Origin of the sequence: Streptomyces gossypii, from assembly GCF_025165795.1 — a bacterium.
GTDB classification, from domain to species: domain Bacteria; phylum Actinomycetota; class Actinomycetes; order Streptomycetales; family Streptomycetaceae; genus Streptomyces; species Streptomyces gossypii.
The window spans coordinates 235,683-256,379 of record NZ_JAJAGO010000006.1 but is presented as its reverse complement, the minus strand read 5'-3'; the positions used below and the strand labels follow the sequence as shown (position 1 = coordinate 256,379).

Here is a 20,697-nt window from a genome sequence, read left to right as displayed (position 1 = left end):
CTCCCCTCCTACAGCGCGACGTGCGCGGGTTGGGCCAGCTCCACAGAGGTGCCGGCGGTGTGGCTCTTGGTGACGCCGTTGATGGAGCGGGTGACCGTCATCGCCTGCGGGTTCACGACCTCGAAACCGTCGTAGGCGAAGGACGGCGAGATGTTGGTGTTGCCCGAGAACGCGCTGCCGGTGACGCCTACCGCGCCGACCTCGACCAGGCCGCTGGCGATCGTCGCGTCCACGTGCCAGACACACGGCTCCGGCGCCGCGTCAGTCCACACGCGGCCCATCACGCGGTGGCCGATGATCCGCACCCGCATGTGCAGTGCAGTCCCCGCCCCGTACGTCCAGGTGGTAGTGCCGGTGGCCACCACGGTGGTCGTCTGCGTCACCTGCAAGCTGACGGAGCCGGAGGTGCCGAGCAGGAGGCGGCACCGGTAGTAGAGGGAGCCGGACGCGCGGAGCAGCACCGCAGGCAGGAACTCCGCGCCGGTCGCGAGCTGGGACGGGGTGATGGTGACGGTGATCTCGCAGCCGCCGAGCTCCTCCGGAGCCTGGGCGAACCGGGTCGTGGACGGCGCCGAGGTGAGGGTGATGGTGCCCGCGCTGCCGTTCACGGCGTAGTCGGCGGGGGTGCCGGTGGTGACCCATGTCTGCCCGGAGTCCGCCGTCCCCCAGCCGGACGCGACGACCCGACCGAACGAGTCGTAGGCCAGCGGTGTGATCGCGGTGGCGCGCACCACCTCCCCGCCCACCCGCACATCCAGTGGGAGATCCTCCACCGAGGCGCAGGCCCCGGCCGAGCACACCCACACCGCGCGGGTGATCTGCCCGTCCTGCGGCGTGTGCACCACCAGCTGCGTGCCGGTTTCGGTCACCTCCCGCTCCAGCTGGGAGCCCGTCGTGTCGACCCGGTTCGGCTGATCCGCCCCGGCGTCCGCCGGCACCGCGATGGTGAGGTCATCGATCCACGCCGCGTCACTGCCCGCAGTGTCACCCACGTCCTTGCTGTACCGGAAGGTGACGGTACTGGCGCCGGACACGTCGACCACCGCGCGCGTCCAGCCGACCTCACCCGAAGTCTTGATGCGTTCCAGGCCGTCGAGGAGGACGCGGAGGTAGTCGAAGTTCGGCTCGCTGGAGACCCTGTACCAGAAGACCAGCTCATCCGCGTTCGGCGGGAGTTCGAGGACAGCATCACTGGTCTGGCCGTGGGTGATGGCCCCGGACTTGAGGGACCAGGTGCCGGTGTGTGCCTGGTCGCTGGCGCGCGCCCACGGCAGGTCACCGGCATCGGCGATGGTCACGTCCAGCGTGGCGTCCTCGAAACCCTCCTCGACCGTGGTGCCTTCCACCAGGGTGGCGACCAGCCACGGTGACGCCGCTGAGCAGTTGAACGTGATCTCCCACCGGAAGGCGTTGAGGATCTCGGTGTAGCCCTCGACGCGCAGACGGACATCGCCCGGCGCCAACCACGGCGGCAAGTTGGTGAGGGTGATGATGTCGCCCACGTCCAGAGACATCACCTGCGTGATCAGGTGCGGGGCCGTGCGCAGATTGACGGACACCTGCGGGTAGCGGGCCTCATCCACCGTGCCGAGGTGCAGCCGCCACGCCGCCAGCTGCGGCAGCTGCTCATCCGTGTACGCGTTGACGCTGACCGCCTCGTTGTACACCCCGGCGCCATCCGGCGGCGGCGCGATCGACAGCGGCCCCTCCTCCTCCACCGCATCCGCACTGGACCCGCCATCCCGGCTGACCGTCACCCAGTTGCGCAACGCCTGGTCATCGTCCACCGGCTCCAGGCCCGGCATGATCTCGCCAGACACCATGTAGTCCAAGGTCAGGGCGGACGCCTGGTTGTAGAGGGTGTCCCGCGCCCGGTACGCCATCCCCAGGGTTTCCCGCTGCTCGATCAGCATGCCGCCATCCACATCGGCCGCGGCCTGCACGTTGGTGAGCACGGTGTCGATCTGCTGCGGCCCGACCTGCTGGCTCTCATAGAAGTCGCCGCTGTAGATGAGGGGTAGGTCCTCCTCTTCCGCGAGGCGGCGGAGGCGATGCCACGTCCGCTCACCTGCGAAGGCTTCGTCCGCGCTGTCGTAGATGCTCACGTTCGGGACCGAGTGTCCCGCGCCGAAGGTCCCTGGGATGTCGAAGACGGCGAGGTGCCCGATCGCCATGCCGTTGAGGTCGGAGCCCCAGTCTCCGTCGATGGACACGACGCGGCCCGCGTCGGTTGATAGGGGCCAGCGCACGTACCAGCTGATGTCGGTGATGACGTCACGCCAGCTGATGTGGAAGTACGTGTCACCACTGCCCGGATCGACAGCGGTGAAAATTCGCAGCCGGTTCCAGACGCCCACAAAGTCAGCCAGCGCCCCCGCATCTGTCAGCGATGCGGCACCCAGTACCGTGCCGTCGACGTCGTGCAACTCCAGGCGGATCTGCCCGGAGTCGATCAGCACCAGCACGGTGGAAACTGTGCTGCCGACCAAGTTGACCTCGAGCATCGTGCGCCTGGTGGTCGGCAGCGTCTCCAGCTTGTAGACCAGCTCCACATGCCAGCCGTCTGCCGCGGCGCGGGGCACGCGGGCATACAGCAGGGACGAATCCCCGAGCGTGGGCAGCGCATCAGACCCCGGCAGGCTGGAGTCCGCTGCCCAGGTCATGCGGGGGGCGTGCATCGCGGGCACACCCTCTATCGGGCTGTACGCGACTGTGGCGTCCGTGCCCTCCTCCATCGGCCAGTACGCCAACGGAAGCCCGCTCGGGATGCGGCGGCGCAGCGTCGACTGAAGCGGCGCAGCACCCTGTCCGAGGCGGCGCGTGATTCCCGCAGCCTCGACCTCGGTCCACACGTCCAGCCCGCCCGTCGTCCACCGGGTGGGCCAGGCCGGCACCTCCGCTCGGATACGCCGGTACATGTCGGTGATCAGCGCCGCACCCTGGAGCTCCCACAGGTTGCCGGCGTCGTCGGTGAACGACGTGATGCCCGGTGTCTGGGCGGTGAAATCCGGGTCCGCCAAAAGCGTTCCGCCGATGCCGTCCCGCAGTTCCATCCCGTAGTAGCGGCCGGCGCCCGTCCCAAACCCGAGAGACGTGACATCGCCGATCTCCAGCGCTGCGTCGGCAGGGTTGTAGATGGAGGTGGTACCGGTGCCGGTGACTGGGTCGCCGAGCTGGGTCCACGGCCCAGCCAGGGTAGGTGCGGTGAAGAACCGAGCGGTGTGGCCGCCGCTGCCGTTGTCGACATCCAAGGTGACGCGGACGGTGAATCTTGCGCCCGACGCGTAGGGCACGAGCGTGTCAGCCGCCAGCTGAGGGGCGACGGTGACACCGTCCGGTGACCAGCCGAGTTGAGGCTGTCCCAAAGTGTTCATCAACAGCCGCCAGGAGCGTTGATCCCCGGTGGTGTTGTAGCGCGCGGCGATCTCGTTGACCCGTGCCGCGTACGTACTGGATTGGGTCGGGTTTTTGTCCAGTGACAGCTCGATCCGGACGTCCAGGTCGGTGGTCAGGTCAAGAGCGCTGCCGGAGGCGACGCTGGCTCGGGAGCCGCCGTCAGGTATCCACAGGTAGGGCTCCAGGCCGCGCACCCACACGAGCATTGGTGCGTTCCTGCCGAACCCGCCGTAGTACGGCGAGTTGGGGTTGCGGGGGCTGTACCGGCCGTCACGGTTGTTGAGCGTCGCCGTAACCCGCGACGGCTCCAGCGACGACGACTCATTCGCCCTGCCCCTGGTGATTGCGATCTCGCCCCGGTCGTGCCCATACACATGTTCGGTGATGTCCCGCCACGCCCCCGACAGGTACGCCTCCACCACCACGTCTAGGCGGTCCTCCGGCCACGCCATCAGCGGCCCTGCCCGAGCACGACCTGGACGTCGCCGCCGCGGTCCCGGATGCTTTTACGCAGGACCTCCAGCAGCAGCTCCGCGAGGCGTGAGCCGTCAGAGCGCAGCTCAATCACCGTCCGCCCGCCACCGCCGCCGCGTGAGCCCTCCAGGATCCGCCGCGTCTGACCGTGCGGCGTCACCGACGATCCGCCCGGCAGACGTACGATCTCCGGCCCCTGCTCACCCACCAGCACCCGACCACCACGCGGACCCCCCTCCGCCGCATGCTGCGCCCCCACCACACCACCAGACGCGTACATACCGGCAATACCTCCGCCGATCGTTGAGAGGACCGTGGTGATGGTCACGGTCTTGCCGCGCACCGACGCGATGCGGGCCTTCGCTGTGCGGATCTTCTGCTCCAGGTCGGCGATCGTCGCGCGCAGGGACGACCGCTTGGACTTCGGCACGGACCGGAGTTTCCTCTTCGCGTCCGCGACCTTCCGCGACAAGTCCGAGAGCGTGCCCCGCATACTCGACAACTTCCACTGCGGAACAGACTTGATCTTCTCTTTCGCCTGCTTGACCTTCTTCGCTAGGTCTTTCAGATTCCCCTTCAACTGGGCGGTCTTGTTCGGCGTCCGCAGAATCTGCCCAGCGAGTTTCTGCGCCTCCACACGTGTCAGGCCCATCTGCATCGCCGCGTCCACCAACTTCTTGCGGCCGCGCGTGTAGATGCCGTTCACCTTGGACCAGGCAGCCCCGTTCTTGCCCGCTGCGGTAGCGGCTTCCTTTGTAGCCCCGGCCAGGCCGGACAACGCTCCGTACGCGTCCCTGGACTTCTGGCTGTTCAGGTCGAGTTCCCCGCCGGACATGCGGAGCGAGTTGGCGTTCTTCTTTGCCGCCTCAGCCACATCATCAATGGCCTGCTCGAACCCAGCCTGCGCGTCCAGGCTGCCGCGCGCCTTTTCGTTGAGTGCCTCCATCGCCGACATCAACGACTTGAGGGAGCGTGAATTCTCCTTCGCGGCTTCACCCGCCTCCGACAGGGCGGACTTCCACTTCTTGGTGGTCGGTGTGACCTCGTCCGCAACCTTCGAGACGAAGCCTCCCGTTACCTTGTCGACCAGGCCGAGCCCTGCTTCTAGGCCCTTGAACATGGCGTTTACGCCCTCGATCACCAACTTCAATTGCCCAAAGGTTGCGGCCATGGCGAGCGTCGCGGTCTTGCTGCCGATGAGGGTATCCATCAGCCCACCCAGCGAATCCAGCAAGCTGTTGATCCCGGCGCCCATCTGCCGCCAAGTGTCGCCCAGTGCCTGGCTGTTGGACCCGGCGGTTATCGTGTCGAAGAAGTCACCGACTCCTGTGCCGATATCGCCGAGCGCCTCTTTGAAGCCCTGCATTATCGGACCGGACCGGGACAACGATGCGTTGAATCCAGGCATCGCGCCTTTTGCCAGGCCGAGGAGGCCCTCGGTCAGAGGCCGAATCAGCGGCCCCGCACTGGAGAAGGCTTGCGTCAGTGCGGGCTTCATCTTCCGCGCCTCGCTGGCCACCAGATTCATGCCGTCGATGAGGTACGGCTTCATCGGCGCGGCGGCCTCTTTCACCGTACTGACAACGTTGTCTTTCATTCCCGAAAAAGCGGCCTTGACTTGCTTATCGCCCTTCAACGCCATCGCGCCCAGCCCAATGAACGCGGCGCCCAGCCCCACGGTGAGGATCGCCGCAAGCGCGCTGGCGGCCGGCCCCAGCAGCGCCAACCCGACTGCCACCAGCGCGATGCCGCCCTTACTCTTCCCCGCCGCCCCGGTCAGCGCGCCGAACCCGGAGATGAGCGCGCCCGTGCCACGCCCAGCCGCCTGAAGACCAGTCCGGAGAACACCCAGGCCACGCGCGGTGGTCCGCAGAGCGCCGCTGAAATGCGTGCTGTTGCGGGAGGCACGCAGCAGCCGCGCCTGCGTACGCCGCAGGCTGCGGTCAACGCCGTTGAAAGCGGACCGCGTCCGGTTCTGCGCCCGGATGGTGATCGACACGGTGTTAGCCATCGTCGCCTCCCTCCGGCGTCTGGTCGGGTGTGGGTGTGCCGGCCTCCTCGATGGCGAGGAGACGCATCAGCTCGGCGTCCTCGTCTAGGAGGCTGCTGGGGAGAACGTGGAAGGTACGGCAGAGCCCGAGGATCCATTCGGCGCGGACCAGCTCGCGGGGCTTGGTGACAGGGGTGCCATCGGAATCTGTACCACCGGGGACGGCCCGCCAGCGGGCGAGCTGCTCTCCAAAGGGCCGGACACGCCGCCGATCGCGTCGACCCACGCCTCATTGATCCGCGTGACGAAGTCCCAATCCAGCTCAAGGATGGCGTCCAGCGTGCACGGCACAGGCCGGCCGTCCTCTTCCTCCTCAAGGTTCCAGGAGATGAGCCGCGAGGCGAGCAGCTCGAAGCCCCACCGCTCGTCGTCCTCCGTCGGCTCGGTGATGCCCTGGATTCGCAGCATCTCCGCAACGGACAGCCCACCCATGCGGACCTGGAGGCCGGCGTCCTCGGTCCCGGTGAAGTCCAGGTCATAGGTGCGGCGCTTGCGCTTGTATCCCATGTCAGGCCGCCGACCAGACAGGCACGACACCGTCGGCGAGCACGCCAGGTACGGCCCATGTCAGTTCACCGGAGTCCGATCGGGACAGCGGATAGTCCGTGTAGAGGCACTCGTTGGCGAGGGTCTGGCCGGAGACGGTGAGCGTGGTGGTGCGCGCCACCGAGGTGGAGGGCACGGTCTTGAACACGTCGTGCGACATGTTCTCGGCGTAGTTGGCCACGCCGTTCAAGGTGATGCTGAAATCGGCCAGGAGCAGCAGGCGCTCCATCGCGCTCTTGTCGATACCCGTTACATCTTGGACGGCCCTGGGCGTGGCGAACTCCAGGTTGGTCACGTCGTTGCGGATGTCCTGCGGCGCGCCCGCGCTGTCATCGACAGAGCACACGCTCCACCCGAGGCCGCTTTGCTTTGCCATGGTGGCTATCCCTTCTCGTGCTGGTCAGCGATGTGCTGCTGGTGCTCGCCGAAGTCCTCGACCCAGTCGGCGGGCCGGGAGTGCGTGCGGGTGCGGCCGGTGGGGTTGCCGCGGTGGTCCCCGTCTCGCACCGCGTACAACTCCGGCCGGGTCGAATGCTCGGCGAAGCAGCGCTGACCAGGTTCGAACCGGAACACCGTCAGCCCGGCCTGAGTGCGCTGCTCCCGGTACGTGCGCTGCGACCGTTGCCGAATGTGCGCGGCCTGCCGCTGCCCCAGCTCAGTGGCCTCGTCCACCACCGACTCCCAGCCGTGGGCCCACGCCTGGCAGCCCACCTGCTCGCACGCCGCACGCACGAGCCGGTCCGGCGGGCTGACGATCTGGTACGTCTGGTACGCCTGCACCGGATGGTTCGGATCAACCCTGGACATCTGCATCAGAACCTCGTCTCGACATCGTTGCGGGCTACCAGGACGCAGAACTGCAGATCGGTGAAACCGCCCGTTGTGGAAGTGGTGACGCGGAGGTAGCGCTCCACGGTCTGATCACGGGCTGTCTCGAGCCGCTCCCACGTCGGGCCCTCGTCCACCGCCATGAACGCGCCGCCGGTGACGGGCGCCCACGCATCGGCCGCGGCGTCGTCCGAGGACTCCTCGATAGTGATCGTCACGTCCGTCCCGGTGAAGGACACGACGTGCAGGTACGCCTGAAGGCCGTGCGCGGTGGAGCCGGTGCCGAGATCCACACTGGTGCCAGCCGTCGCCGCAGCATCCGTGCGGATGCCGTCCGTCAGCTGCGTGCACCACTCCAGCCCGTAGCCGTTGGCCTGCGCCGACACGCTGAAGGTCAGCGCGCCGTCGTCTGCGCGGCTTCCGTCGTAGCCGATCTGCCGGGAGTTGAGGCAGGCGGCTGGGCGGCCGATGCCTTCACCGCGCAGGTAGGTGACCAGCTGGTCGCCGGTGGGCAGCGCGGACAGCCGCTCATGAGCCTGGTCGGGGGCCGGGTTGAAGAAGGTGGTGTACTCGATGGCGCCGTCCCGTCGTCCGCCGATGCGCTCGTGCGCGCTCTTCGTGATGCCGGTGACATTGAGCGGGGAGTTGCCGCCGGAGATGTTGCCCAGCGCCTGCACATCCCCGCCGAGGACATAGCCGGAGACAAGGAGCTGGTCACCGAGACCCGACTGCTTGGACATCAGGCGCCACCCTCTTCGATGGCCTCGATGGGTCCGTTGGTGAAGCCGCGGTGTCGATGCGTTGCGAGCCGTCGCACATCTGCGTCCCGGCCCGCGGACAGCTCGGCGTGTGCGTCGCGGGCCGCTGTGATCCAGGCGTCGGGGACGTCGGTCAGGTACTCGCCGGACTGGAGCTTGACGCCGTTGCGGGAGGCGCTGAGGACCGCCCGATAGGTGGTCGCGTCCTGCACGCTGCGGTACCAGCGGGCGACCTGCCCGTCCATGACGGTGTGCGTCACGATGATCACCGGATCGGTCATGGTGCCTGCTCCCAGAGGTCGTTGATCACCAGCGGTAGAGCGATCGTGATCACGCGGAAGGTGGTGCCGTCCTGCTCCAGGTATCCGGCTTGTGCGTCCATCGGCTCGCCGTGCGCGCCCAGGAGGTCGACCTGCCGCACCGCTCCGCCCAGCTCGAAGTCCCCGCTGTAGGCGGCCATCAGGGCGTCAGCGGCGGCGATCAGGTTCGGGTCGATGCCGTCGGGGTCGCCCACGTCCACCGGCGAGTACAGGCGCACGCCCAGCTCCACCCGCACCGTGGTCGAGGTGAGCCCGGAGGTACGGACAGGCGTGACGCGCTGCACCCAAATCGCGGCGCTGAGCCCGTAGCCGGGCGGGTTCTTCGGCTCGTGCGTGTTGATCCGCTCGAAGTGCCCGAGCGCCGCGGCGTGGGACTGCGCGCGGCTGAGGAGGTCCCGCAGGTCAAGGCTCATCCCATCCTCCCCGCAAAGCGTGACCACTCGCGTTCGGCGATGTTCGTCGCCCGCCGGTCGAGGAGCGCCTGAGTCCGCCGGAACGTCGAGTACCCCCGGAACCGCGTCTCGGGGAAGTTCCTGCTGCCGACGCCCTCCAGCCAGGGCCCGTACACCACACCGCCGTCAGTCACCACGTGCCGGCCTGCCGTCTCCCGCACCCGTACGTGGGACACGTAGTAGCCGGTGGGGTGGCGCAGCACCTGCCGGAACCTTGCGGTCGCCATCCGCAGGCCCTCTTTGGCCACGGCACCCTCTACGGCCTCGGCGTAGTCGGCGGCGGCGCGATGCGCGCGGCCGTCGAAAACCGGGCCGCGCACGCGGATCTGCATGCTGTCCATCACGTCAGACCGCCCTGGTTCGTGCTTTGCGGCCGTGGCTGTTGTAGACCTGTGTGCGGAGGTCTCGGATGCCGCGGCCCGAGGACTCGCGCTCGCCCTCGCCGGAGCCGGTGGTGCGGGCGTAGCCGCTGCTCTTCTGGAGTACGGAGTTCATAGCGAGGGCTTCCGTCAGGTCGCGTACGGGGCCGGGCGGGTCCCAGCGGTGAAGGGCGGTCGCGGTCAGGTGGGCGGTGGCGGTGGTGCCGAGTGCGGCACGCTGCACGGTGAGGGTCCGCGGCGTGTACACGGCGGCGCCGGCGGTGTGCGCGGCCAGCACACTGCCATCCCAGCCTCGCTTCACGACCAGGTTGTTGCCTGCGATGTCGACAATCAGCATGCGCTCGCCGTCGATGAGCAGCACCTCGCCCACCGCGAACTGCGCGCCGTCCTGCACTGCGACGGTGGCCGCGCTCATCTGCACCGCCAGGTCGACGGCGAGCGTCTGCCCGGTGTCCAGCTGCGCCCGGCCGACCACCGTCATCCGCTCCTCGCCGACGCGCAGCACGGAGCCCACCCCTACGGCGGCCGACGTCGCAGCGTCCACATCGACCGCGGTCTCGGACGCGTCGAGCGCCTCGCCCAGCGCCCCCACTGCGGTCTCGTCGTTGCTGTAGCCCCAGAGGCCGGTGGCGACGATGGACTGCTGGTGTGTGTCCCCGCCGGACCAGGCCGCGGCGGACGCGAGGTCGACCTCGATCCTGTTGTACGGCGGCCCGTCGTTGACGGGCTCAAGGAAGTAGTCCGCCGCGGGGATCGTGACGCCTCCGGAGGTGAGCGAGTCCAGCGAGATGACGTCGTGCTGGTTGAGCCACAGCCGCCACGACCGGGCCCTCTGCGCGTTCGGCCAGTCGAAATACCTGGTCGCCTGCACCGGAGCGAACGTCCTGTGACACAGCGACTCGACATCCCGGCTCACGGCCTCGATGGCGCGGTCGATCTGCCAGTCGCTGCGCGAGGTTTCCTTGTAGTCGAGCGCCGTCTTCACGTGCTCACGGGTGCAGTACCAGGTAGCCATCGAGGTCACCTCCGTTCGTGGTCAGCAGGGTTGTGTGGTCAGTCGTCAGCGGGGTCCGGTGCGGGACCCGTCGGGTCGCCATCCGTCGAACGGGCAGTAGAGCCGCCCGTCCGGCCCGCTGAGGAGCGGTTCTCCGTCGTTCGGGCACGCCTCCGGGTCCCGGCCGCGCTCGTCTTCGGCGAGCTGGCGGGCTTCTTGGGCGATGGCGAGGAGCTGCTCCCAGGCGATGACGACACCTCCCTGTCTTCCGCAAAGTGCACGGACTCGGGGCCGTGCTCGCCCTCGATGCGGGTGTGGTCCGGTGCCGCCGAGGAGCCCTCACTCCCAGCGGCACCGGCGTTGGTGGTCCCGCCATGGCGGGTGATCTTCGGCATGGGGTCGGTACCTCCTCGGTACGGATCGGCGCTTTGCTCCTCGCCCCGCTCCGACTGGCAGTGCGGGCAGTGCGTCACCCCGACCGCGTAGGCCGTGGTGCAGTCCAGGCAGAGCCGGAGCGTCATCGTCAGGCCGCCACAGCCGGAAGGTTCTGCGGTGCTCGCTGCACCGCCAGGTCGCTCGTGACCGCGGTGACCAGACCGGCCGCCGTCGAGGCGCACGCCAGGTGCGTGAACCCGTCGGACAGTGCCTTGGTGGATACCTCGATGACCGCGACGCCCGCCGCGATGGTCACCGCGGCGGCGGCAGTCTGCTCCTCGTGCGTCCACGCAGCGGCCCCCGCCGCCGAGGTGTTCGCGTAGTAGTGATCCACCACCACGAGGCTCTGTGCGCCCGTGCCAGCCGCGTCGGTGGCCTCGGTGATGGTGTAGGTGTCCGCGCCGGTGCAGACGAAGGTGACCGCCGAGCAGTCACGGGCGTTCGCGTACACGCCATCGGCGGTGGGGACCACGTTGAGGGTGCGTCCGAGTGCTTCCATGATCTTCTCCTTCTCGGGGCGGGGCGCTGCTGCCGCCCCGGGTCAGGCCCTGGCAGGGGGTTGAGTGCCTGCCAGGGCAAGGGGGTTAGGCCGCGTCGCCGAGCTTGACGATCGGGGACAGGCTGTTGCCGCCGTTGGCGGGAGTGATCGGCGACTGGAGCCACGGCCGGCCGTCGATCCGCTCGATGATGCGGAAAGCGACCTCGTCGGTGTCGAACTTGAAGTCGTCGGACTGGCGGGCCTGCATGGCCTGACGGTCACCGATCAAGTAGAACCCGAAGTCGACCAGGCTGAGGTCACCGGCGCCGCCCAGGGCGGGCACCTTCTCGGTGAACACGACCGGCCGGCCGAGCAGGGTCATGGGCGGGGCGCCGATGAGCTGGCCGTTGTTCAGCCACTGCATCGGGGACACCGGGACGGTGCCGCCGTCCGGAGTGAAGGACATGGACGCCAGCTGCGGGAACGAGTCGATGCTGGCGACCCACACGGCGCGGGACATGGACTGCGGCAGCATCCGCGCGTACATGCTGATGACGTCAGTGAAGGCGATGGTGTTCGCCGTGCCCCTGGCCACGGACACAGCCGCGGCGCCGTTGAGGACACCGAGGGGTTCGCCGACGCCCGACCCGTTGAGGAACGCCTGGTCCTCGAAGAACGCCAGGGCCTCGGGGAACATCTGGTCGATGAACATCGACAGGCTGACGATGCTGTCCGACAGCAGCTCGCTGGGGACCTCGGTGTACGCGGTGAGCTTCTTCGCGTCCAGGACGACGCGGCCGAAGCGGGGCTTGGACTCCTGGAGGCGTGCGCCTTCCTCGGTCCAGAACCCGGTGATCCCGCCGTACACCGAGCCGACGTTGGTCGTCGAATCGATCGAGGGGAACGGCACCCGCAGCGTCTCCATCGGCACCACGCGGGCACGGGGACGCACGAGCGCGGTCTCCAGGGCGACCTTCAGCAGCTCGCTACGCAGCGTCTCGGGGATGAGGAACCCGCCGTCGCTGGGCACGTCCGAGCTGAAGTTCTTCAGCTGCTCCAGCTTGCTCTGTACCTCGCTGGACTGCCGGTTGGAGTTGCCTCGCCAGATGGTGTTGAAGTACTCGCCGGAGTCGGTGAAGAGGGCGTCCACCTTGGCGCCGAGGGCGTTGCGGTTGTAGAGGCCCTGGGAGCGGGTGGCCTTGGAGGCGCCCGCATAGGGGTCGGCCTCCGGCGCCTTCGCACGGACGTCGGGCCGCTTGACGTCCTCGGCGCCGTTCTCCCGGAGGAAGTCCGCGAACTGCCGCTGCGTCTCCTCCGACACCAGCCGCTGAAGGTCTGTGCCCTCGCCTTGCGCGCGGTTGGCGTAGTCCTCGATGAACTTCGTCAGCGACTCGGTGCTGGCGAGGATGTCCTTGGCCCGCGTCTTGTCGGCGAGGATCTCGCCGAGCTGCTCGCTGTCGCGCGGGATGGTGGGTGTTGCCACTGGTGCCTCCTTCAGGCGGTCGCCGCGCTGGACGACAGGGCCGGGGACGGGGGGTTGGTGAGGGGGGCCACGAGCGCGGCCCAGTCGTCTGCGGGTGGCGTGGTCAGGTGTGCGGTCTGGTCCGCCCAGCCGTCCGGTACGGGGGGCACGTCGGGCTGGGCGGCAGCCTCCGGGGCGGGGTCCGCTGCGGGCTCGGCCGCCGGGTCGTCGGCAGCAGCGGGCGGGACGGCGGTGGGGGTCTCGGTGACGGCGGCGCGGAGCACGGCGACGAGCTGCTCGCCGAGAGCGGTACCGATGTCGATCCGCAGCGCCTCCGACTGCACCGACTCCGCAGGCTGCGGTGTGGCGGTGGCTGCGGGCAGGATGCACTGGCCCGCCTCGCCCACCACCGGCATGGCGGACTTCGCTGCGGGCGCCGGGGCGGGGGCCTCCTCGCGTCCGGCGTACCGGAAGACCGTCAGGTCCCAGGTAGCGCGTGGCTCCGCTGCGGGCTCCTCGGCCGGGTTGCGACGCGGGGGCATCACTTCGTCAGCCAGACCGGCAGCCACGGCCTCCTCCGCGCTGTACCACGTCTCCACCTTCATCGCGGCCCGCCAGTCCTCCACGGTGCCGCCCGCGCGTTCGGCGTAGATAGCAGCGATCTTGTTGGACTGCCGGTCTAGCAGCTCCGCCATCTCCCGCATGTCGTCGGCGTTGCCGAGGGAGAGGCCCGCCGCCTCGTGGATCATCAGCTCCGAGGCGCTGCGCATCACTACCTTGTCGCCCGCCATGGCGATGACCGAGGCGATCGACGCGGCGAGGCTATCGATGTAGATCGTGACGTTCGCCGGATGGGAGCGCAGCCCGTTCATGATGGCGATGCCGTCGAAGACAGACCCACCAGGGCTCGACAGGTGCAGGTTGATCTGTGTCGAGCGAAGCTGCTTGATCTCGCGCACGAACTCCTCGGCATCGTTGCCGAGCCAGCCGATCTCGCCGTAGAGCATGACGTCGGCCTCGTCGCCCGCGAGGTTGTCGATGCGGTACCACTGCTTCTCGGACGTGAGGCGCGCCCGGATCTTCGACGGATCAATCGGCATCAGGTCCTGGTCCCCTTCCCATTCGTGAGGTAGGCGATCGCTGTGGACAGCCGCTGCGGGTCGTCACGGAAGTTGCCGAGCGCCGTATTGCAGGCGTGGCAGAGCAGCCCCCGAATGCACTTCCCGCACGACTTCTTCCCGGGGCAGCACGCGTGGTCGTGGTCGACGTGAAAGCGGTTGGTGCGAATGTCTGTGGGTGCGCCGACCTTGCAGATAGCGCAAGCGCCGCCCTGCTCAGCGAGCATGGCCCTGTACGCCTCAAGGGACAGCCGGTACTTCGCCCACAGCGTGCTGCGCAGCGCCAATTCAGGATCATCTGTCCGGGCATGGGCCTGGACAGACGCAACTCCTGCGAGACAGGCAGGGCACGCGGGCTCGTCTGCGTACTTGTGTGCGTGGAATCCGGCGCGGGTTCCTGTGCGTCCGTGCGGGTGGAGAACGGTGGGGCGGCTGCACACCGGGTCGTAATCGTGGGCTGCTGATGCGTCACGGCATGGCTGGCAAGGGTTCTGCCCAGCAGAGATGTGCGCCTGGTATCCGGCGATGGTGGCGCGGCAGCCGTCGGGCTGCTCCTGGCTGGGTAGGAGGCAGGCGCTTGTCGTTTCCCGGCGTCGACGGGCGCGTGCAGCGGATAGCTTCCGTTCCCGTTCGATGAAGACCGGGCTGAGGCTCGCTTTCCGCCCTGCGCTCTTGGCGGAGTGCGCAGCGGTGCAGGGCTTGCATGCCTGTTCGTCTGCGGCTCGGTGTGCCAGGTAGCCCGCCGAGGTGCCTGTGCGGCCCTCAGGAAACCTCTTCGTGGGACGTGCGCAGGCAGGCGTAGCCTGGGTCATGTCGACCTGCTCTCTCAGGTTGGCCATGCCCCGGGACGGCTGCAACCGTCGCCGGGGTTTCGTTGTGGTCATTCTATCGAGAACAGGCATGAACTGGCCTGATTCGGGGCGCAGTTCGCGGAGGGCGCAGTGCGGCGCGTGGGGTGCTATCTCCTTGATCCACGGCATGCGGGCGCCCTCCCAGAGAGTGAGTGACATCGTTGTCAGACAACGTTGTCATAACCCATTGTGCACTACTGTGCGATCAGTTGGGCGCCCCCGTCACGACTGGCGCCGCTTCACCACCCGACACCGGCACTCATTGCCGTACTCAGCACCGACGCAGTGCACATAGCCAGAGCCGCCCGGATAGTCCTCGTACGCCTGCTCCCTGTTGCGGTACAGGTGGCCGTCGTTGTCCCGGCAGGGCTGGCACGTGTCGTCATCCAGCGTGGCCACCACCTTCCACCGCATCGCCGCCTCCAACTCCGGGGCTTCACTGCCCAGCTCGAGCCGGTTACTCGGCTCCGCCCCCGTGCTGCTGGCCAACGCCGCCGCCGACAGATCGAACCCCAGCAACGGCAGAATCACCGGCGCGGTGGACGGGGCACCGCGCACGATGTCCACCAGCAGCTCCTCCTCCGGCGTACGCGCCTGCATCTCCGGCAGCCCCACGGCCGCGAGGACATCCGCCGCCAGGTAGCCCGCCGCCCGCAGCGACTGCGCTGCCGCCGCCTGCGCGGTCAGCTCCTCGTTGCGGGCCGCCGGGTTGGGCGGCACCGGACTCTCGTAGTCGAACTCCAAGCCGTTCGCGGAGGCGCCGTACAGCGGCAGCAGGTCGTGGTTCAGTGCCGCCTTGATGCGCTCCAGCCTGGGCACGGTCAGCTGCTCCGCGAACCACGCCATGGACGCCTCAGCGCTGGCCCGGTTGACGTCCTCGACATCACCGACAGCGAACTTGGGCATGCCGAATGCTTCGCGGATGACTTTGCTCGACACGTCGCGCAGCTCAACGAACTGCATGTCGCGCTGGCTGAGTTTGCGGTCCTTCCAGACGCCGTGCTCCAGGATCGCGACCCTGTGGGCGTTGGCGACGCCGCGGTGCTGTTCGTTCCAGCGGTCCCGTAGCTCATCGAACTGGTTGTCGTCCAGGCCGTTGGGCACTTCGATGATGCCGCCGGGTTCGGCGCTGTTCAGGAAGAAGGAGCGGTTCCACTCGGCGCTGTACTTCGTGGCGTCGAGGTCGGCGAGGACCGACTGCACCGGCCCCATCCCCCTATACGGATCGAGGGGGTTGGGCATGCGCAGCTGGACGACGTCGTTCAGTTCCAGCGGTACCCGCTCACCTGCTGGCCCCAGGTAGACGTAGCCCTTCAGGAAACGCTCAGGGTCGGGCACTGGCTCCATACGGTCTGGGCGTACGGGCCACAGCTCGAGCGGCAGCGTGCTGCGCGGGTCGCGGCCAATGACCCACCAGCCCTCGCCCGTGAGGTCGATGTGCTGTTGGGTAGTTTCCACGAACTCCTGTCGCGGCATGTACGCGTTCGGTTTCCGCCACAGGTCGAGGGCGGCGTGGCTGGTGACTTCGGTTCGGTCCTCGGCTCGGCCGGACTTGGCCTTGCGCCATAGTTTCCAGTCGACCAGCGCGGTGGCGTTGCTGGTGCGGTTGACGATGGCGAAGAGCGTGCCGACGCTCGACATGGCGCTCATCTGCGCTTCGGCGTCGCGGCGCATCCCGAACGGCAGGGCGAAGGAGTGGGCTCGGGACACGAACGGCACCGGGGTCTGGGCCGCCTGGTTGAACAGGGCGCGCAGTGGTGACCTCATCAGCTGTCCTCTCCGGTCAGGTACTCCAGCGCGAAGCACGACAACCCAGCGCTGGCGAGGCCGGCGCCGAGTCCGAACGTGGACCAGGCGGCGGCGGTCAGCGCGCCGAGGCCGCTGACGGTGAGCAGCGCGGTGCGCGCGGCCTTCAATCTGGTGACGACGCTGGTCTTCACATCCACCTCACTCGTGTGCGGGCGGCGCTGTAGTACGCCAGGAGCAGCGCGTCCGCGTTGTCGGGGGACCGTCCGAGGCGGCCGATGATGTCGGTCTTGGGCTCCACGCGAATGCGGCCCGCTGGGTCGATGTCCCATCGGGGTTCGAGCATCTGCGCCACGGTGGTGTCCGGGTTGGCCATGGTGGACAGGTCCCAGCCGCCCCGCTCGGACAGGCCGCGGCCGATGTCCCACCACAACTCGGCCCTCAAGTTGACGAACTTGTCGGGGCGGGACGCCTTCTCGGCGACGTTGACGGCGTAGATGTGCGCGGTGTGCTTGCCCTGGTTGGCGAGGTTGCGCAGCTCGCCGATGACGCCGAACCCGATGCCGATGGAGTCCACCTTGACCGCCGTCGCGCCGGACTCCCGCAGCGCCGCGAGGATCATGGGGGCGATCTTCTCGGGCCGGTCGGTGTGCGCCCGCCACTCCCTGCCGGCCTTGATGCCGCGGCGCTCCCGGATGACGGTCTCGTCTCCGCCGCCGCCGACGTCGACGCCGAGTTCGATGGGGAGCAGCATGTCGGGGGTGGGTGGGGTGTCGGGTTCGATGCGGCAGGCGGCGATGTCGCTGGAGCGCACGACCTGCGTCGCCGCGTCCGTGGAGAACTCGCCCAGGACCTTCGAGCGGTAGAGGGGGTTGTCCTCGCCCCACTCCCGGGCCTTCTCCTCCACCCACTCGCGGCCGACCAGGGCGAGCGCCACATCCTCCGGCACGTCCTCGCCCGTGAGGTTCGGTGAGTCGAACGCGGAGATGCCGAGGACGTGCCACCCCGAGCCCGGCGAGCAGACTTTGCGGAAGTGGCTCGCCGGGTTGTCGGGGTTGCCGATCGCGACCAGGCGGCAGTCCGAGTTGGTCGTCAGCGCATCCGCGGCGACCCACAGCTGTGCGGGCACGCCGCACGCCTCATCGATGATGACCAGCACGTACCGGGCGTGGATGCCCTGGAAGGCGGACTCGTCGTGATCGGCAGGCTTGCGGCCGAACGCTACGATCTCGTCATCGATGTGCCACTCGGTCTGGTTCACCCGGCCGGCCAGCTGGGCGCGCTTGTGGTTGCGGCGGATGTACCGCCACAGGATCGCGCGGACCTGCGCGCCGGTGGGGGCGGTGGTGACGACGAACGCGGTGCCGGGCGGGTGGGTGTCCAGCCACCAGCAGGCCAGCAGGGATGCGGTGTGACTCTTGCCGACGCCGTGGCCGGACCGTACCGCGGTGCGCCGGTGGTCGCGGACGCTGGTCATGATGTCGGCCTGCTTGGACCACACGGTCTGGCCGAGGCGTTCGCGGACCCAGCCGATCGGGTCGGCGCCGTACTTGGCTGCGCGGGTCGCCAGGTTGCGCTTGTCGACGGTGGACTGGAGCCGGTCACGGACCTGCTTGAGCTGGCGGGTGTCGCCCGCGCTGACGAGGAGTCCGATCTGCTGCCGGAGGTGGTCGAGGTCAGGTGCCGTCGTCATCGCCGCTGTCCTGGGCCGCGCGGTCGATCAGGTTCAGGATCTCCGCGCCGAGCTGCTCCGCGTCCACGGAGACGCGGGAAGGTGCGTTGAGGCCCAAGAGCTTGGCGCGGCGTTCCTGGATCTTCAGGAGTCGGTCGATCGCAGCGAGCACCGGTCCGTCATCGAGGAGGGGTTCACCGTCCTGGCGCACGATCTGGCCGTGGGAGACGGTGACGTGCTGCCGCTCCAGTACGTCGGTGGCGGCGCGTGCCAGCTGGTCGAGGCGGTCCAGCTCCAGGGCCCGTACCTCGTCGGCCGGCTCCTGCACGGTGTCCTTGAGGGCGCGTTGCACGCCCCTGTATGCCTCCGACTTGTGGCCGTAGCCGAGGAGGTCCGCGATCTGTTGGTAGGTGTGGTGGCGTGCGCGGAGGCGGCAGGCGTCGGCGTCGCGGGCGGCGGAGTCGCCGGTGTAGATGAATCGGCCGTTGCCGTCGCGGGGTCGCTCGTCCATGTGCGGCCTCCCCGTGTCTGACAACGTTGTCATAACCCATGGTAGCTGCGCACGGCTCGGCCCCCACCACGCGAGGCGCGGCAGGGGCCGGGGTGTCCGAGTAGCCCGGCAGCCAGCACGGGTGAATGGACACCTGAAGCATGGCAGCCGGGACTGACAACGGCGGTCAGGAACCATCGCCGGGGAGGTAGTACAGGTCGCAGCGGGTGAGCACGCACAGGTTGCCGCGCACCTTGAAGTCCTCGGGCTCGCCGGTGGCCAGGTCCACGGCGGTACCGATCACCCATCCGAACGTGTCGCCGGGCACGTCCTCGATGCGGATCGCGGTGAGGACAACGGACCGGACCCCGTTCCCTCGGTACAGGGAGACGACGGTCCCAACTTCGTGCCGGGAGAGGCGGCAGGTCGTCCAGGACTCCTCACGGAAGATGACCTTGGCGGTCAGTCCGGCGATGGTCGCCGGGTGAATGCGCTTCATGTGCTGCCTCTCGCTACGGGTCTGCCTCGTCAGCACCAGGGGGACCATTCCCCGGCGGACGCCCCGCCGTGGCGGCGCGTTTCGGCTATCAGCTGGCGGTGTCGTGCAGCGCGGCGAGCAGCGCGCGTGCCCGGTCGAGCGTGAGCGGCAGCGTTTCGCCGTCCTGGTCCGCGCCGCCGGTCAGCAGTACCGGCCCGTGGTAGGGCTGGTGCGTGAAGCCGTAGCGGCGGGCCAAAAGCGTCGCGAACGGGTTGATCTCGTCCGGGTAGTTGTAGAGGAACTCGTCGTCAACCCACATGTCCAGGTGACTGGTGAGGGCAACGAGATCAACTCGCTGGCAGCGCAGGACGGCGCGCATCACGATGAGGTGGTCGTCGCTGCTGGCGGGGAGGTCGATGACCTGAAGGCCGCCGTCGGAGGCGAGAAGCAGGGCGTCGGGCGTGGCGGGCATGTGGGTCTCCAGTCTCGGGATGGGTCTGGCGGTCACTCGTCGTCGGGCTCGTGGTCGTAGAGGTCGTTCCAGTAGTCGCGGTCCTCGCGGGCGACCTCGCGGCACAGCGCCGGATCGGGAGTGTTGACCGTGACGGTGATCTGCATGTGGCGCTCCGGGGTCACGCGGCGAGGCTGAGGATGTGGGCGGCGATCCGGTGCTTGCAGGGGTGCAGGCCCTTGATCCCGGCGGGGCAGGTGCAGGCGGCGCGGTGGGTGCGGTAGGTGGCGGCGCCGTCGCTGCTGACTGCGAGGAACACGCGGTTGGCGCGGAGGGGGATGAGGCCGCCCTGCTCGAGCAGCTCCTCGGCCTTGGCGACCTGGTGGGCCTTGTACTGGGCGACGACCTCGGCGCGGGCGGCGGCCTTGACCTTGCGGGTGCAGGTGGGGCCGTAGCCGGTGGCGATGGAGCGGGCGGCGGTGAGGGTGCGGCCACAGCGGAGGCAGGCGCCGGTGGTGCTGGTCTGCTGGGTGGTGGCCTTCATGGTGTGTCCCCTCGTCGCCGTCCTTGTGCCTCACACTCTAGGCCTAAGACGTGAGGCATGGCAAGGGGTCTAGGCCTAGCGGTTGTGGCACACTCGGGGGATGGTCACAGAAGCCGAGCTCAAGGCCCTCGACGCCAACTACCAGGAAGCGGTCAAGGCAGCCGAACGCCATCGATCAACCACCATCGCCCGCGCCATCGACCAGGGATGGGCCCAGAAGGACGTCATCACCGCCACCGGTTACAGCCGCGAGACAGTACGCCGCCTCGCCAAGGAAGGGCGGAGGGCCGAGTGAGCTACCGCCCGTTCCCGGACCGCGGCCGTGCGCTGCGGCAGCTCGAGCGCCACCAGGCGCCGCCACCCGCGCCCGGCATGCTGCTGCCGCGGGTCCGTATGGCATCCGCTGCGGTCACCGGCACCGGCGGTCAACTCGGGCCGGTCATCCCGGCGGAGGGCTGGACCGCGGCACGCAGATAGGCCCCGCCCAAGCGCTTGGGCGGGGCCGTGGTGCTGCTGCTACATGGCGTCCCAGGGCACGTCTTGCACCCACCGCCAGCGGCCGGCGGGGTCGGGCGCGTAGAGGGAGCGTCCGCCAGGGTGGGCGCAGCCGGGGGTGAGGATCGCCGTCCACGGGTCGGGATCGCCGTCGTCCGTATCCACGGGGACGGTCTGCCCGTCGAGCGGTCCGCCGTACAGCTCCACTTCGGTCATGCGGTCATCCTTCCGCAGAACGGCCCCCGCCGGGAGGGTGGTCCGGCGGGGGCCGTGGTGGAG

At 68.7% G+C, this 20,697-nt stretch carries 25 protein-coding genes and 1 other RNA gene; 2 read left to right on the top strand and 24 right to left on the bottom strand.

Annotation, left to right across the window (positions count from 1 at the left end):
• Positions 1–8: 8 nt before the first annotated feature.
• The 23 genes from LHJ74_RS14815 to LHJ74_RS14705 form a co-directional block, all read right to left on the bottom strand.
• Positions 9–3,848 (bottom strand): hypothetical protein, encoded by a 3,840-nt coding sequence (locus LHJ74_RS14815; protein ID WP_260218482.1) that lies wholly within the window; start codon positions 3,846–3,848, stop codon positions 9–11.
• A complete protein-coding gene (locus LHJ74_RS14810; protein WP_260218481.1) occupies positions 3,848–5,881 on the bottom strand; it encodes a hypothetical protein in 2,034 nt (677 codons plus the stop codon). The genes LHJ74_RS14815 and LHJ74_RS14810 overlap by 1 nt, the downstream gene beginning before the upstream one ends.
• A gap of 84 nt (positions 5,882–5,965) precedes the next feature.
• On the bottom strand, positions 5,966–6,427 hold the full coding sequence (locus tag LHJ74_RS14805; protein ID WP_260218480.1) for a hypothetical protein: 462 nt from the start codon (positions 6,425–6,427) through the stop codon (positions 5,966–5,968).
• 1 nt (position 6,428) lies between these two features.
• Positions 6,429–6,842 (bottom strand): hypothetical protein, encoded by a 414-nt coding sequence (locus tag LHJ74_RS14800; RefSeq protein ID WP_260218479.1) that lies wholly within the window; start codon positions 6,840–6,842, stop codon positions 6,429–6,431.
• Between the two features lie 5 nt (positions 6,843–6,847).
• On the bottom strand, positions 6,848–7,273 hold the full coding sequence (locus tag LHJ74_RS14795) for a hypothetical protein (protein ID WP_260218478.1): 426 nt from the start codon (positions 7,271–7,273) through the stop codon (positions 6,848–6,850).
• Between the two features lie 5 nt (positions 7,274–7,278).
• Positions 7,279–8,034, bottom strand: coding sequence for a hypothetical protein (locus LHJ74_RS14790; RefSeq protein WP_260218477.1), 756 nt, complete (start codon positions 8,032–8,034; stop codon positions 7,279–7,281).
• Positions 8,034–8,333 (bottom strand): hypothetical protein, encoded by a 300-nt coding sequence (locus LHJ74_RS14785; protein ID WP_260218476.1) that lies wholly within the window; start codon positions 8,331–8,333, stop codon positions 8,034–8,036. Before LHJ74_RS14785 ends, LHJ74_RS14790 begins: the two co-directional genes overlap by 1 nt.
• Positions 8,330–8,785: a hypothetical protein gene (locus LHJ74_RS14780; RefSeq protein WP_260218475.1), complete on the bottom strand. Its 456-nt coding sequence runs from the start codon at positions 8,783–8,785 to the stop codon at positions 8,330–8,332. Before LHJ74_RS14780 ends, LHJ74_RS14785 begins: the two co-directional genes overlap by 4 nt.
• Positions 8,782–9,165: a hypothetical protein gene (locus LHJ74_RS14775; RefSeq protein WP_260218474.1), complete on the bottom strand. Its 384-nt coding sequence runs from the start codon at positions 9,163–9,165 to the stop codon at positions 8,782–8,784. Before LHJ74_RS14775 ends, LHJ74_RS14780 begins: the two co-directional genes overlap by 4 nt.
• A 4-nt stretch (positions 9,166–9,169) precedes the next feature.
• Positions 9,170–10,219, bottom strand: coding sequence for a hypothetical protein (locus LHJ74_RS14770; protein ID WP_260218473.1), 1,050 nt, complete (start codon positions 10,217–10,219; stop codon positions 9,170–9,172).
• A gap of 502 nt (positions 10,220–10,721) precedes the next feature.
• Positions 10,722–11,132, bottom strand: a complete 411-nt coding sequence (locus LHJ74_RS14765) for a hypothetical protein (RefSeq protein ID WP_260218472.1) — start codon at positions 11,130–11,132, stop codon at positions 10,722–10,724.
• Positions 11,133–11,217: 85 nt separating this feature from the next.
• Complete coding sequence (locus LHJ74_RS14760; RefSeq protein ID WP_260218471.1) at positions 11,218–12,594, bottom strand: phage major capsid protein; 1,377 nt, start codon at positions 12,592–12,594, stop codon at positions 11,218–11,220.
• Positions 12,595–12,605: 11 nt separating this feature from the next.
• Positions 12,606–13,673 carry a head maturation protease, ClpP-related gene (locus tag LHJ74_RS14755; RefSeq protein WP_260218470.1) on the bottom strand — a complete coding sequence of 356 codons (1,068 nt, stop codon included), beginning with the start codon at positions 13,671–13,673 and terminating at the stop codon, positions 12,606–12,608.
• Positions 13,673–13,978: an endonuclease VII domain-containing protein gene (locus LHJ74_RS14750; RefSeq protein WP_260218469.1), complete on the bottom strand. Its 306-nt coding sequence runs from the start codon at positions 13,976–13,978 to the stop codon at positions 13,673–13,675. Before LHJ74_RS14750 ends, LHJ74_RS14755 begins: the two co-directional genes overlap by 1 nt.
• Positions 13,979–14,764: 786 nt before the next feature.
• Positions 14,765–16,309, bottom strand: a complete 1,545-nt coding sequence (locus LHJ74_RS14745; protein WP_260218468.1) for a phage portal protein — start codon at positions 16,307–16,309, stop codon at positions 14,765–14,767.
• Positions 16,309–16,482 carry a hypothetical protein gene (locus LHJ74_RS14740; protein WP_260218467.1) on the bottom strand — a complete coding sequence of 58 codons (174 nt, stop codon included), beginning with the start codon at positions 16,480–16,482 and terminating at the stop codon, positions 16,309–16,311. Before LHJ74_RS14740 ends, LHJ74_RS14745 begins: the two co-directional genes overlap by 1 nt.
• Entirely contained in the window at positions 16,479–17,981 is a 1,503-nt protein-coding gene (locus LHJ74_RS14735) for a hypothetical protein (protein ID WP_260218466.1), read from the bottom strand. Before LHJ74_RS14735 ends, LHJ74_RS14740 begins: the two co-directional genes overlap by 4 nt.
• Complete coding sequence (locus tag LHJ74_RS14730) at positions 17,965–18,471, bottom strand: hypothetical protein (RefSeq protein ID WP_260218465.1); 507 nt, start codon at positions 18,469–18,471, stop codon at positions 17,965–17,967. The genes LHJ74_RS14735 and LHJ74_RS14730 overlap by 17 nt, the downstream gene beginning before the upstream one ends.
• A gap of 166 nt (positions 18,472–18,637) precedes the next feature.
• On the bottom strand, positions 18,638–18,949 hold the full coding sequence (locus tag LHJ74_RS14725) for a hypothetical protein (protein ID WP_260218464.1): 312 nt from the start codon (positions 18,947–18,949) through the stop codon (positions 18,638–18,640).
• Between the two features lie 15 nt (positions 18,950–18,964).
• Positions 18,965–19,036, bottom strand: an RNA gene (locus LHJ74_RS14720) — hammerhead ribozyme type II.
• A 1-nt stretch (position 19,037) separates the two neighbouring features.
• Positions 19,038–19,400 (bottom strand): DUF3846 domain-containing protein, encoded by a 363-nt coding sequence (locus LHJ74_RS14715; protein WP_260218463.1) that lies wholly within the window; start codon positions 19,398–19,400, stop codon positions 19,038–19,040.
• A gap of 32 nt (positions 19,401–19,432) precedes the next feature.
• Positions 19,433–19,564, bottom strand: a complete 132-nt coding sequence (locus LHJ74_RS14710) for a hypothetical protein (RefSeq protein WP_260218462.1) — start codon at positions 19,562–19,564, stop codon at positions 19,433–19,435.
• Positions 19,561–19,923 carry a DUF6011 domain-containing protein gene (locus tag LHJ74_RS14705; protein WP_311203297.1) on the bottom strand — a complete coding sequence of 121 codons (363 nt, stop codon included), beginning with the start codon at positions 19,921–19,923 and terminating at the stop codon, positions 19,561–19,563. Before LHJ74_RS14705 ends, LHJ74_RS14710 begins: the two co-directional genes overlap by 4 nt.
• Positions 19,924–20,023: 100 nt before the next feature.
• On the opposite strand from LHJ74_RS14705, the gene LHJ74_RS14700 reads away from it, so the two are divergent.
• Both LHJ74_RS14700 and LHJ74_RS14695 read left to right on the top strand, forming a co-directional pair.
• Positions 20,024–20,218, top strand: a complete 195-nt coding sequence (locus tag LHJ74_RS14700) for a hypothetical protein (protein ID WP_260218461.1) — start codon at positions 20,024–20,026, stop codon at positions 20,216–20,218.
• Positions 20,215–20,400, top strand: coding sequence for a hypothetical protein (locus LHJ74_RS14695; RefSeq protein ID WP_260218460.1), 186 nt, complete (start codon positions 20,215–20,217; stop codon positions 20,398–20,400). Before LHJ74_RS14700 ends, LHJ74_RS14695 begins: the two co-directional genes overlap by 4 nt.
• Positions 20,401–20,439: 39 nt before the next feature.
• Here the strand turns inward: LHJ74_RS14695 and LHJ74_RS14690 are convergent, their stop codons facing one another.
• Positions 20,440–20,634, bottom strand: coding sequence for a DUF8847 domain-containing protein (locus LHJ74_RS14690; RefSeq protein WP_260218459.1), 195 nt, complete (start codon positions 20,632–20,634; stop codon positions 20,440–20,442).
• Positions 20,635–20,697 lie beyond the last annotated feature (63 nt).